Origin of the sequence: Streptomyces polygonati (assembly GCF_042650325.1) — a bacterium.
GTDB classification, from domain to species: domain Bacteria; phylum Actinomycetota; class Actinomycetes; order Streptomycetales; family Streptomycetaceae; genus Actinacidiphila; species Actinacidiphila polygonati.
This window is the reverse complement of the sequence record NZ_JBHSBB010000009.1, coordinates 460507-472148: the sequence shown is the minus strand read 5'-3', so window position 1 is coordinate 472148 and position 11642 is coordinate 460507. Positions and strand designations below refer to the sequence as shown.

11 protein-coding genes are annotated in these 11642 nt (G+C 73.5%); 7 read left to right on the top strand and 4 right to left on the bottom strand.

All coding sequences use genetic code 11. The features are described 5' to 3' along the window. Positions 1–29: 29 nt before the first annotated feature. Positions 30–1010: an aldo/keto reductase gene (locus tag ACFO3J_RS12250; RefSeq protein ID WP_386429028.1), complete on the bottom strand. Its 981-nt coding sequence runs from the start codon at positions 1008–1010 to the stop codon at positions 30–32. A 154-nt stretch (positions 1011–1164) separates the two neighbouring features. Here ACFO3J_RS12250 and ACFO3J_RS12245 point away from each other — a divergent pair, with 154 nt between their 5' ends. Continuing rightward, positions 1165–2214: an LLM class F420-dependent oxidoreductase gene (locus ACFO3J_RS12245; protein WP_386429026.1), complete on the top strand. Its 1050-nt coding sequence runs from the start codon at positions 1165–1167 to the stop codon at positions 2212–2214. 292 nt (positions 2215–2506) lie between these two features. Here the strand turns inward: ACFO3J_RS12245 and ACFO3J_RS12240 are convergent, their stop codons facing one another. Then, a complete protein-coding gene (locus ACFO3J_RS12240; RefSeq protein ID WP_386429024.1) occupies positions 2507–3121 on the bottom strand; it encodes a hypothetical protein in 615 nt (204 codons plus the stop codon). A gap of 202 nt (positions 3122–3323) precedes the next feature. Between ACFO3J_RS12240 and ACFO3J_RS12235 the strand changes: the two genes are divergently transcribed. From ACFO3J_RS12235 to mshC, 4 genes are all read left to right on the top strand, one after another. Next, positions 3324–4091 carry a histidine phosphatase family protein gene (locus ACFO3J_RS12235; protein ID WP_386429022.1) on the top strand — a complete coding sequence of 256 codons (768 nt, stop codon included), beginning with the start codon at positions 3324–3326 and terminating at the stop codon, positions 4089–4091. Positions 4092–4168: 77 nt separating this feature from the next. Next, on the top strand, positions 4169–4759 hold the full coding sequence (locus ACFO3J_RS12230) for a DUF3090 domain-containing protein (RefSeq protein WP_386429020.1): 591 nt from the start codon (positions 4169–4171) through the stop codon (positions 4757–4759). Continuing rightward, complete coding sequence (locus ACFO3J_RS12225) at positions 4723–5625, top strand: SCO1664 family protein (RefSeq protein WP_386429018.1); 903 nt, start codon at positions 4723–4725, stop codon at positions 5623–5625. Before ACFO3J_RS12230 ends, ACFO3J_RS12225 begins: the two co-directional genes overlap by 37 nt. 106 nt (positions 5626–5731) lie before the next feature. Beyond that, the gene (gene mshC / locus ACFO3J_RS12220) at positions 5732–6961 is read left to right on the top strand and encodes a cysteine--1-D-myo-inosityl 2-amino-2-deoxy-alpha-D-glucopyranoside ligase (protein WP_386429016.1); all 1230 of its coding nucleotides are present in this window, start codon (positions 5732–5734) and stop codon (positions 6959–6961) included. Between the two features lie 84 nt (positions 6962–7045). Here the strand turns inward: mshC and ACFO3J_RS12215 are convergent, their stop codons facing one another. Together ACFO3J_RS12215 and ACFO3J_RS12210 are read right to left on the bottom strand one after the other, a co-directional pair. Then, positions 7046–8185 carry a PAC2 family protein gene (locus ACFO3J_RS12215; protein ID WP_386429014.1) on the bottom strand — a complete coding sequence of 380 codons (1140 nt, stop codon included), beginning with the start codon at positions 8183–8185 and terminating at the stop codon, positions 7046–7048. A gap of 91 nt (positions 8186–8276) precedes the next feature. Next, a complete protein-coding gene (locus ACFO3J_RS12210) occupies positions 8277–9317 on the bottom strand; it encodes a hypothetical protein (protein ID WP_386429013.1) in 1041 nt (346 codons plus the stop codon). Between the two features lie 108 nt (positions 9318–9425). Between ACFO3J_RS12210 and ACFO3J_RS12205 the strand changes: the two genes are divergently transcribed. Together ACFO3J_RS12205 and ACFO3J_RS12200 are read left to right on the top strand one after the other, a co-directional pair. Beyond that, entirely contained in the window at positions 9426–10742 is a 1317-nt protein-coding gene (locus ACFO3J_RS12205) for an L-fuconate dehydratase (protein ID WP_386429011.1), read from the top strand. Beyond that, positions 10739–11548 (top strand): SDR family NAD(P)-dependent oxidoreductase, encoded by an 810-nt coding sequence (locus tag ACFO3J_RS12200; protein WP_386429009.1) that lies wholly within the window; start codon positions 10739–10741, stop codon positions 11546–11548. Before ACFO3J_RS12205 ends, ACFO3J_RS12200 begins: the two co-directional genes overlap by 4 nt. Positions 11549–11642: the final 94 nt, after the last annotated feature.

The following is an 11642-nucleotide window of genomic DNA, read 5'->3' as shown; positions in this document are numbered from 1 at the left end:
CGCGGCCGCGACTCAGAGCCTGCTCCTCCTCAGAGCGTGCTCCAGTCGTGGTCGGGATAGCGGTGCAAAGGCGCCGAGACATCGTCCAGCGCCAGACAGATCTCTTCCGGAAGCGTAAGGGCCTCCACCGACAGCGCCTGGCTGAGCTGCGCGGCGTTGCGGGCGCCGAGGATGGGAGCGGCGACGCCGGGGCGGTCGCGGACCCAGGCCAGGGCGACGTGCAGCGGCGAGACGGCCAGGCCGTCCGCCGCTATGGTCAGCGCGTCCACGATCAGCCCGGCCGTCTCGTCCAGGTAAGGGGCGACGAACGCCGCCATGTCGGCGGAGCCGCCGCGCGAGTCCGGCGGTGTGCTGTGCCGGTACTTGCCCGTGAGCACCCCGCGCCCCAGCGGTGAGGAGGGCAGCAGCCCCACCCCGAGGTCCAGCGCGGCCGGCAGCACCTCCCGCTCCACCCCGCGCTGGAGCAGCGAGTACTCCATCTGCGTACTGGCCAGCGGGGTGCGGCCGGACGACGCGAGCTGCCAGGCCGCGGCCTTCGCCAGTTGCCAGCCGCAGAAGTTGGAGACCCCGACGTAGCGGGCCCGCCCGGAGCCGACCGCGATGTCCAGCGCCTGGAGGGTCTCCTCCAGCGGAGTGCCGGGGTCGAAGGCGTGCACCTGCCACAGATCCACGTAGTCCGTACCGAGGCGCTGGAGCGAGGCGTCCAGCGCGGAGAGCAGATGCCCGCGCGAGGTGTCGAACCTGCGGTACGGGTCCGGCACGCTGCCCGCCTTGGTGGCGATCACCAGATCGGCGCGCGGCACCAGGTCCTCCAGCAGCCGCCCGAGCAGGTACTCGGCGCCCCCGTCGGCGTAGACGTCGGCCGTGTCGATCAGCGTGCCGCCGGCGTCCCAGAACGCCTTCAGCTGATCGGCGGCGTCGCGTTCGCCGGTGTTGCGCCCCCAGGTGAGCGTGCCGAGCCCCAGCCTGGACACGCGCAACCCGGTGCGGCCGAGGTGCCTTTGCTCCATGGACGCTGAGGCTAGCGCCCGTACCCCCTCAATGGGCAGCAGTGACGTACCCGACAGGCCCCGGAGCCGCGCCGGGACGCTAAAGTCCGGAGGGACAAGGACGTTACTCGCCAGTACATCGGTGAACGGGCAATAACGGGCAAAGGGGAGCGGTATGCGGCTCGGCATCAACCTCGGCTACTGGGGCGCCGGTATGGACGCGGACAACCTCACCGTGGCGCAGGAGGCGGACCGGCTCGGCTACGCCGTCTGCTGGGCCGCCGAGGCCTACGGCTCGGACGCCCCCACGGTGCTCTCGTGGGTGGCCGCGCAGACCGAGCGGATCGACATCGGCTCGGCGATCTTCCAGATCCCGGCGCGCACCCCGGCGATGACGGCGATGACCGCCGCGACCCTGGACTCGCTGTCCGGCGGCCGGTTCCGGCTGGGCCTGGGCGTGTCCGGGCCGCAGGTGTCCGAGGGCTGGTACGGCGTCAGGTTCGACAAGCCGCTGTCCCGCACCCGCGAATACGTCGAGATCGTCCGCCGGGCGATGTCCCGCGAGCGGCTGAGCTACCAGGGCGAGCACTGGACGCTGCCGCTGCCCGAAGGACCCGGCAAGCCGATCAAGCTGACCGTGCACCCGCAGCGCGAGCACATCCCGCTCTACATCGCCGCGATCGGCCCGAAGAACCTGGAGCAGACCGGCGAGATCGCCGACGGCGCGCTGCTGCTCTTCCCGTCCGCCGCGCAGCTGGAGGAGACCGCGATCCGGCACCTGCGGGCCGGCCGGGAGAAGGCCGGCCTGACGATGGAGGGCTTCGACGTGAGCCCGACGCTGCCGCTGGCGCTCGGCGACGACGTGGCCGCGCTCGCCGACGTCTTCCGCCCCTACACCGCGCTCTACGTGGGCGGCATGGGCAGCCGCAAGCAGAATTTCTACAACCAGCTCGCCCGGCGGATGGGCTACGAGAAGCAGGCCGCGGAGATCCAGGACAAATACCTGGCCGGCGACAAGCAGGGCGCGGCGGCCGCGGTGCCGCAGGAACTCATCGACTCCACCAGCCTGCTGGGCCCGGTGGAGCGGATCGCGGACCGGATCGCGGAGTACGCGGCGGCCGGGGTGGACACCCTCAACCTGAATCCGGCCGGCTTCACGCTGGACGAGCGCCTGGCAGGGCTGCGGGCGGGCGTCGAGGCGCTGGAGCGGGCCGGGCTGGCCTGACCGGCCCTGCGGCTGGAACGGGCGGGGCCGGCGTAACCGGCCGGATGCGGGCCCGGCGCGGACCCCGGGCCCGGCGCGGACCCCGGGCCCGGCGCGGACCCCGGGGCCGGCCGGGGCCGACCCGCCCGGAACCGCGCGCCCAGCCCGCGCCGGGCCGAGGTCTTCGGTGACGGCCGTGCGGCTTCCAGAGGCCGCGCGGGGTTCGTCCCGCGGGTCGGCCGCCGGCGCGCGGTGGCCGGTCGCCCGGCGCCTCGCACCCCCGAAAAGCGCACGGGTCCCCGGCGCCGGAGCGTCAGCCCGGCACCAGCCGGCCCAGCAGCCGGCCGAAGGCGATCAGCCGGGCTATCTGGCCCGGCCCGCCGTCGTCCAGCGACTTGCTGAACCGGAACGTCTCCGGCCGGAACTTCGCCGAGGTCACCGGCAGCGGCGAATCCGGGTCGGAGGCCACCGCGCTCAGCTCGTGCGGCATCCCGGTGGCCAGCACCACATAGACCCCGCGGTCGACCCGCCGGCCCAGCTCGTCGCGCCCCACCAGGGTGCGCATACCGAGATGGCCGATCGACCGCAGCGGCAGCACCTGCACCGAGGAGTCCAGTACCGTCCCGCCGGGCGCCTTGTCGTCGGCGAGCTCCTCGCTGTGCCACAGCACCAGCCGGCGGCCGTCGCAGACCGCCGCCTCCTGCCAGACCGAGGCGCCGGCCTCGGTCAGGTCCACCACCCGCTCCAGGGTGAACCCCCGCACCCGGCGCCGCCCGAGCACCCCGGCGATCGCCTCCAGCGCGACGTCCGCGTGCAGGAAATAGGCCTCCGCCGCGTCTTCCAGCCGGCCGTAAGGGGACCAGTCGGCCCCGGCAGGACCTGGTCCACCGGCGAGCTGCGGATGGCTCCTCGTCGCCTTGCTGAACATCTCCACCCGCTTCGCGCCGCCGATTCCCCGGGCCCTTGATCGACCCCCCGCTGAACCCTACCCAGGGCATGGGAAAGCGAGGAGTGCGCGGGGGACGGCGGATCGCGGAATTCCGCGGCCGTGGTGGGGGCTCGGGGGTCTTCCCCGCCACGGCCGTCCCCCAGCACAACGGGCGCGGCCGGGAAGGGTTACGGTGACGGGCATGCCCACCCTCATCCTTGTCCGGCACGGCCGTTCGACCGCCAACGCCGACGGCGTCCTGGCCGGGTGGAGTCCGGGGATCGCCCTGGACGACACCGGCCGGGCCCAGGCCACCGCACTCGCCGCCCGGCTGGCCGGCCTCCCGCTGGCCGCCGTGGTCAGCAGTCCGCTGCAGCGCTGCCAGGAGACCGTGCGGCCGCTGCTCGACACCCGTCCGGAACTGCCCCGGCACACCGACGACCGGGTCGGCGAGTGCCATTACGGCGACTGGACCGGCCGCAAGCTGAGCGAACTGGCCGACGAACCGCTGTGGGGCACCGTGCAGCGGCATCCGTCGGCCGCCGTCTTCCCCGGCGAGGAGGGGGAGTCGCTGCGCGCCATGCAGGCCCGGGCGGTCGACGCCGTACGGGACTGGAACGACAGGATCGAGGCCGAGCACGGCCCGGACGCGATGTATCTGGTCTGCTCGCACGGCGACATCATCAAGTCGCTGGCCGCCGACGCCCTCGGCATGCATCTGGACCTCTTCCAGCGGATCAGCACCGATCCCTGCTCGGTCACCGTCATCCGCTACACCCCGCACCGGCCCTTCCTGCTGCGGCTCGGCGACACCGGCGACCTCACCGGCCTGATCCCGCCGCCGCGCCCGCAGGCCGAGGAGGGCCAGGAGGACGGCGACGGCCGGGGCGGTGACGGCGGGCCCGCCGCCGTCCGGACGGCGGCGGCCGAGGACGACGCCGTGGTCGGCGGTTCCACCGGCACCTCGTGATCAGCTTCCGCAGTAGGGTTGGGCACCGGCAGCGTAAGCGCTGAAAAGCGCATTCGGACGAGCAAACGGAGCAAGGTGTGCCCCGTCAGGTCTTCTTCTACGAACATCCCGACCGTTTCGTGGCCGGGACCGTGGGCCAACCCGGCCAGCGGACGTTCTTCCTGCAGGCCAGCGCCGCCGGACGCACCACCAGCGTCGCCCTGGAGAAGACCCAGGTGGCCGCGCTCGCCGAGCGGATCGACGAGCTGCTGGACGAGGTGGTGCGCCGGACCGGCGGCAGTGCCCCGGTGCCCGCGGTCGCCCCGGCCGAACTCACCGACTCCGGGCCGCTGGAAGTGCCGGTCGAGGAGGAGTTCCGGGTCGGCACCATGGCGCTCGCCTGGGACGGCGCCCATGAGCGGATGGTCATCGAGGCGCAGGCCCTGATCGAACTGGCCGGCGAGGACGAGGACGACCTGGAGACGGCCGAGGAGGAACTCCTCCAGGACGACGAGAACGGCCCGCCGCTGCTGCGGGTGCTGCTCTCCGGAGCCCAGGCCCGCTCCTTCGCCAAACGCGCTCTGGACGTGGTGTCGGCCGGCCGCCCACCCTGTCCTTTGTGCAGCCTGCCCCTGGACCCGGAAGGACACGTATGCCCGCGTCAGAACGGGTACCGGAGGTCGGCCTGACCGCGGCCGGGCCCGAGAGCCCCGCCACGGTGGACCCGGCCGAGACCGAGACGCTGATCCACGGCGAACTGGACGTCAAGGGCCGGGTGCGCGACGCCTCCAACGCGGTGCTGTACTGCGAGAGCACGTACCAGGGCCGTACGGTCGCCTGCGTCTACAAGCCGGTCACCGGCGAGCGCCCGCTGTGGGACTTCCCCGACGGGACACTGGCCGAGCGCGAGGTCGCCGCCTATCTGGTCTCGGAGGCCACCGGATGGGGCCTGGTGCCGCCCACGGTGCTGCGCGAGGGCCCGTACGGCCTGGGCATGGTCCAGCGCTGGATCGAGTTCCCGTCCGGCCCGGGGGAGAGCGTGGACGCGCCGGAAGCCGCGGACGCCGCAAGCGCGCCGCCGCAGCTGCTCGCGCTGACCGAGGAGCTGGAGCCGGCGCCCGGCTGGAAAGCGGTCGTCGAGGCCGAGCTGGAAAGCGGCAGGACCGCCCTGCTGGTGCACGCCGACGACATACGGCTGCGGCGGATCGCCGTCCTCGACGCGGTGATCAACAACGCAGACCGCAAGGGCGGCCACCTGCTGCCGGCCCCCGACGGGCGGATCTACGGCATCGACCACGGCGTGACCTTCCACACGGACGACAAGCTGCGCACCCTGCTGTGGGGCTGGGCCGGCGAACCGCTGCCCGCCGAGGCGGTGACCGTACTGGACAAGCTCGCCGCCGAGCTGGCGGGCGCGCTCGGCGAGCGGCTCGCGACCCTGCTGACCACGGCGGAGACCGCGGCGCTGCGGGCAAGGGTGCACCGGCTGCGGGAGACCGGCACCCATCCGGAACCCGGCGGCGAGTGGCCCTCGATCCCCTGGCCGCCGGTCTGACCTGCGGGTCGCCGGGGCGGGCGGGGGGCGACCGGAGAGCCGTCCGTGCCACGAGTGCCCTGCTCCCGGTCGTTTTGACGGTGAGCTGCCCGGTTAATCTCATGACATGCATGCCTGGCCCGCTTCCGACGTCCCCGCCCTTCCCGGCACGGGACGCGTCCTCCGTCTCCACGACACCTCGACCGACGGTCCGGTGACCGTCGATCCGGGTCCCGTGGCCCGCCTCTACGTCTGTGGGATCACCCCCTACGACGCGACCCACATGGGGCACGCGGCCACCTACAACGCGTTCGATCTCGTGCAGCGCGTATGGCTCGACACGAAGCGCCAGGTCCAGTACGTGCAGAACGTGACGGATGTCGACGACCCACTGCTGGAGCGGGCCACCGCGACGGGGATGGACTGGACGGCGCTCGCCGAGCGCGAGACCGCGCTGTTCCGCGAGGACATGACGGCGCTGCGGCTGCTGCCGCCCGCCCACTACATCGGCGCGGTCGAGGCCATACCGGCGATCGTGCCGCTGATCGAGCGGCTGCGGGACACCGGCGCCGCCTACGAACTCGACGGCGACGTCTACTTCTCGGTGGAGTCCGACCCGGACTTCGGCAAGGTCTCCCGGCTGGACGCGACCGCCATGCGGATCCTGTCGGCCGAGCGCGGCGGCGACCCGGACCGCGCCGGCAAGAAGGACCCGCTGGACCCGATCCTGTGGCTGGCCGCCCGCCCGGGCGAGCCCAGTTGGGACGGCGGCTCGCTCGGCCAGGGCAGGCCCGGCTGGCACATCGAGTGCGTGGCCATCGCCCTGGAGCACCTCGGCATGGGCTTCGACGTCCAGGGCGGCGGCTCCGATCTGGCCTTCCCGCACCACGAGATGGGCGCCTCGCACGCCCAGGTGCTCACCGGCGGGTATCCCTACGCCAAGGCGTATGTGCACGCCGGGATGGTCGCGCTGAACGGCGAGAAGATGTCGAAGTCCAAGGGCAATCTGGTCTTCGTCTCCACGCTGCGCCGGGCCGGTGTGGATCCGGCGGCGATCCGGCTGGCGCTGCTCGCCCACCACTACCGGTCGGACTGGGAGTGGACCGACGCCGTGCTGGACGAGGCGGTCCGGCGGCTGGCCCGCTGGCGTGCCGCGGTGTCCCGGCCCGACGGACCGCCCGCCGAGGCGCTGGTGGAGGAGATCCGCGAGGCGCTCGCCGACGACCTGGACGCGCCGCGCGCGCTGGCCGCGGTGGACCGCTGGGCCGCCGCCCAGGAGGCGGACGGCGGTACGGACACCGGTGGGCCCGGCCTGGTCTCCCGCGCGGTGGACGCGCTGCTCGGCGTGGCGCTGTGAGCCGCTCCGCCGCGTAGGCGCCGCCGACCTGCCGCTGAACGCCGCTGGGCGGGTGCCCCCGGGTGGGGGCGCCCGCCCAGCGCGTCAGTCCTGCGAGCCGTCGTCCCCCGGCCGCGCGTCGGAGTCCGCGCTCCTGCCGGGGGTGTCATCGGGGCCGGCGTCGCCGTCCTCCGACCCGGTCCCGGTCCCCTTGCCGGAGCCGCCGGCCGTCCCGGGAGCGGGCCGGGGTCCGGGCCCCGGCCCCGAGCCGGAGTCCGGGAGGTCGCGGCCGTCGTCGTGGGCCTCCCGCTCCTCGTCGGCGCCCTCCCGGGCCTGCTGGGCGCGGTCCCTGAACTGCGGTACGCCGTCGCCGCCTTCGCTGGTGGCGTAGCCACCGCCCGCCTGCGGGTCCCGGCGGCGCAGATACCGCTCGAACTCCTTGGCGATGGCCTCTCCGGACGCCTCGGGGAGCTCCACGGTGTCCCGGGCCTCCTCCAGGGTCTGCACATACTCGGCGACCTCGCTGTCCTCGGCCGCCAGCTGGTCCACGCCCACCTGCCAGGCGCGGGCGTCCTCGGGCAGCTCGCCCTGCGGGATGCGCAGGTCCAGCAGGTCCTCCAGCCGGTTCAGCAGCGCCAGGGTGGCCTTGGGGTTGGGCGGCTGCGAGACGTAGTGCGGCACCGCCGCCCACAGGCTCACCGCCGGGATGCCGGCGTGCGTGCAGGCCTCCTGGAGGATGCCGACGATGCCGGTGGGGCCCTCGTAGCGGGACTCGTCCAGGCTGAGCGCGGCCGCCAGGTCCGGATCGGAGGTGACTCCGGTGACCGGGACCGGGCGGGTGTGCGGGGTGTCGCCGAGCAGCGCGCCGAGCACCACGACCATCTCGACGCCGAGCTCGTGCGCGAAGCCGAGGATCTCGTTGCAGAAGGAGCGCCAGCGCATGCTGGGCTCGATTCCGCGGACCAGTACCAGGTCGCGGGGCTTGGGCGAGGAGATACGGACCACGGACAGCCGGGTGGTCGGCCAGGTGATCTTGCGCACACCGGCGTCCATCCACACGGTGGGCCGGTTGACCTGGAAGTCGTAGTAGTCCTCGGCGTCGAGCGCCGCGAAGACCTCTCCCTTGAACTCCCGGTCCATATGGCCGACCGCGGTGGACGCGGCGTCCCCGGCGTCGTTCCAGCCCTCGAACGCGGCCACCATGACCGGGTCGATCAGCTCGGGAACTCCCTCGAGCTCGATCACCCAGCGCCTCCTTCCGGCCGGAGGGGGCGGTGCCGTCCCCGTACCGGCTGCTGATCCTTCACGTGCGGCACCAGCCTACGGCTACCAGCGGTCACGGGGCGCCCCAGCCGGTCCGGTAGGCCGCCCAGTCGGCGCCGGTGGCGGTGAAGTCGACGTAGAGGGCGAGGCCGAAGGTGCGCCGCTCCCGGTCGGCGCGGGCCAGCGCCACCTCGGCGCCGCGCACCGCGGCGGTGACCGTCTCGGCGTAGGCGTGGTGGCCGAGGTTCCCGGCGTGGTAGGCGGGCAGGCCGATCAGCAGGTTGGTGGCGACCGGGGTGACCGCCAGCGCCAGGCCGGTCTGCTGGGCGACATAGCCGCCGTACAGCGACGCGGTGGGCATCGCGGTGTCGTAGGCCATCACGGCGATCTGGTCCACCCGGGCGGCGACCTGGCCGAAGTAGCGCTGCGACCACCACTTGGGATGGCTGAACGGCAGCCGGGCCACCAGGTGCAGGTCCGGCAGCGGATCGATCTGCGGGGCGGCGGCGGACAGCGGCACCCCGCGGCCCTCGGTGACGGTGTGCACCGCGTCCAGCAGTCGCAGGAAGCCGCTGTCGCCGGTGGGGACGGGTTCCAGGTCCAGATGGACGCCCTCGAAGCCCGCGTCGAGGACCTGGGCGCAGGAGTCGCGCACCCGGTCGCGTACGGCCGCGTCGTCCAGCCGCAGCCCCGGCGCGCCGTCCCGCGCCACGGTGTCGCCGAGCCAGGCCTGGACGCGCACCCCGGGCAGCACCCGGTGGACGTCGGCGACGAACCGGGCGGCGTCGGGGTAGAGCGAGCGGTCCAGTGTGCCGTCGTCGGCCAGCGGACCGGTGTGGACGTACAGGTCCCGGATGCCGGTGCCGGCCACCCGGGCCCTCAGCTGTTCGAGGTCGGCGGCGGTGTGGCGGCCGTCCACCCAGGCATGGCCGAGCCAGAGCGCGTCATGCCCGCGGGTGCGCCCCGCGGCGGCCGGATTCCCCGCGTACTCGGCCCGCAGCCCGGCCGCGAGCCCCGCGACGGCCAGGACGGACAGCGCCGTCCCGGTAATCGCCGCACGTCGCAGCAGGCGCAGCAGGCTGTCCGAGTCCCACCGGGTGACCCGGCGAGACATCCGATCTGTTACCCACAAATTCTGACCTCCCCCTGGACGAATGACAGGTTCCGCCGCTATACATCGGATCATCGAAAAAAGATCCGATGTCTCGCGACGGGAGTGTGCATGAGTCCGACCATTACCGAGGTCGACGTCTACGACATCCGCTTTCCGACCTCGGAGCAGCTCGACGGCTCGGACGCCATGAATCCCGACCCCGACTACTCCGCCGCCTACGTCGTACTCCGTACCGACGCGCCCGGCGACCTGGCGGGATACGGTCTGTGCTTCACGATCGGCCGCGGCAACGACGTCGTCGCCGCCGCGATCGGAACACTGAGACCCTATGTGGTCGGCCGCCCGGTGGACAGCATTACCGGCGACCTGGGCGCCTTCTACCGGCTGCTCACCCATGACTCCCAACTGCGCTGGCTCGGCCCGGAGAAGGGCGTCATGCACATGGCCGCCGGCGCGGTGGTCAACGCGGCCTGGGACCTGGCCGCCCGTCAGGCCGGCCGCCCGGTCTGGGAACTGCTGGCGGCCATGACCCCCGAGCAGATCGTCGACCTGGTCGACTTCCGCTACCTCAGCGACGCCCTCACCCGCGACGAGGCGCTGGACATCCTGCGCCGCGCCGAGCCGGGCCGGGCCGAGCGCGCCGAACTGCTGCGCCGCGAGGGCTATCCCGCGTACACCACCGAGCCGGGCTGGCTCGGCTACTCCGACGAGAAGCTGACCCGGCTCGCCAAGGAGGCGGTCGCGGCCGGCTTCCACCAGATCAAGCTGAAGGTCGGCGCCGACCTGGACGACGACCTGCGCCGGATGCGGCTGGCCCGCGAGGCGGTCGGCCCCGACATCCGGATCGCGGTCGACGCCAACCAGCGCTGGGACGTCGCCGAGGCCATCCGCTGGATGACCGCGCTCGCGCCGTTCGATCCCTACTGGATCGAGGAGCCCACCAGCCCCGACGACATCCTCGCGCACGCCGCGGTCCGCGCCGGGCAGCCGGTCCCGGTCGCCACCGGCGAACACGTCGCCAACCGCGTGGTGTTCAAGCAGCTGCTCCAGGCCGGCGCGGTGGACTTCGTCCAGATCGACGCGGCCCGGGTGGCCGGCGTCAACGAGAACGTCGCGATCCTGCTGCTCGCCGCCAAGTTCGGCGTGCCGGTCTGCCCGCACGCCGGCGGGGTGGGCCTGTGCGAGCTGGTCCAGCACCTGTCGATGTTCGACTACGTGGCCGTCTCCGGCCGCCTGGACGACCGGATCATCGAGTACGTTCCCCACCTGCACGAACACTTCACCGACCCGGCGGTGGTGGAGAACGGCCGGTACCGGGCGCCCGGCGCCCCCGGCTTCTCCGCCCGTATGGTTCCCGAGACCCTCGCCGACTACCGCTTCCCCGACGGGCCGGTCTGGACCGCACGACAGGAGCTCACCCGATGACCACCGCACCCGCCGCGCCCGACGTGCCCCGGTACCCGCAGGACTTCGCCGGGCTGACCGCCCTGGTCACCGGCGGCGCCTCCGGGATCGGCGCGGCCACCGCCGCGCTGCTCACCGCCCGCGGCGCCCGCGTCGCGGTCCTCGACCGCGACCCGTCCGGCGCCCCGGAGGGCACCGTGCCGGTGCTCGCCGACGTCACCTCGGACGCGGCCGTGCAGGCCGCGGTCGGCGAGGCCGTGGACCGGCTCGGCGGCCTGCACATCCTGGTGGGCAACGCCGGCATCGGCGCCATCGGCACCGTCGAGGACAACGCCGACGAGGAGTGGGCGCGGGTGCTGGACATCAACGTCCTCGGCATGGTCCGCGCCGCCCGCGCCGCGCTGCCGCACCTGCGCAAGGCCGCCGCCGCGCGTCCGGGCAGCGCCTCCATCACCCACACCTGTTCCATCGCCGCCACCGCGGGACTGCCCCAGCGCGCGCTGTACAGCGCGAGCAAGGGCGCGGTGCTCGCACTCACCCTGGCGATGGCCGCGGACCACGTCCGCGAGGGCATCCGGGTCAACTGCGTCAACCCCGGAACCGCCGACACCCCCTGGATCGGCCGCCTCCTCGACCAGGCCGAGGACCCGGCCGCCGAGCGAGCGGCCCTGGACGCCCGCCAGCCGATGGGCCGGCTGGTCACCGCCGACGAGGTGGCCGCCGCGATCGTCTATCTCGCCTCCCCCGCCGCGGCGAGCGTGACCGGAACCGCGCTCGCCGTCGACGGCGGCATGCAAGGACTCCGCCTGCGACCCGCAGCAGGCTGACCCGGCAGGCACCACCCCGGCACCACCGTGCCACCAGCACCACCGCGCCACCCGCACCACCAGCACCGCCGCACCGAACCGACCGTACAAAGCC

Bases quoted from the DNA above. Each gene is read 5' to 3' on its own strand.
- ACFO3J_RS12250 (WP_386429028.1), bottom strand. From the start codon at position 1,010: ATGGAGCAAAGGCACCTCGGCCGCACCGGGTTGCGCGTGTCCAGGCTG.
- ACFO3J_RS12245 (WP_386429026.1), top strand. From the start codon at position 1,165: ATGCGGCTCGGCATCAACCTCGGCTACTGGGGCGCCGGTATGGACGCG.
- ACFO3J_RS12240 (WP_386429024.1), bottom strand. From the start codon at position 3,121: ATGTTCAGCAAGGCGACGAGGAGCCATCCGCAGCTCGCCGGTGGACCA.
- ACFO3J_RS12235 (WP_386429022.1), top strand. From the start codon at position 3,324: ATGCCCACCCTCATCCTTGTCCGGCACGGCCGTTCGACCGCCAACGCC.
- ACFO3J_RS12225 (WP_386429018.1), top strand. From the start codon at position 4,723: ATGCCCGCGTCAGAACGGGTACCGGAGGTCGGCCTGACCGCGGCCGGG.
- mshC (WP_386429016.1), top strand. From the start codon at position 5,732: ATGCATGCCTGGCCCGCTTCCGACGTCCCCGCCCTTCCCGGCACGGGA.
- ACFO3J_RS12210 (WP_386429013.1), bottom strand. From the start codon at position 9,317: ATGTCTCGCCGGGTCACCCGGTGGGACTCGGACAGCCTGCTGCGCCTG.
- ACFO3J_RS12205 (WP_386429011.1), top strand. From the start codon at position 9,426: ATGAGTCCGACCATTACCGAGGTCGACGTCTACGACATCCGCTTTCCG.
- ACFO3J_RS12200 (WP_386429009.1), top strand. From the start codon at position 10,739: ATGACCACCGCACCCGCCGCGCCCGACGTGCCCCGGTACCCGCAGGAC.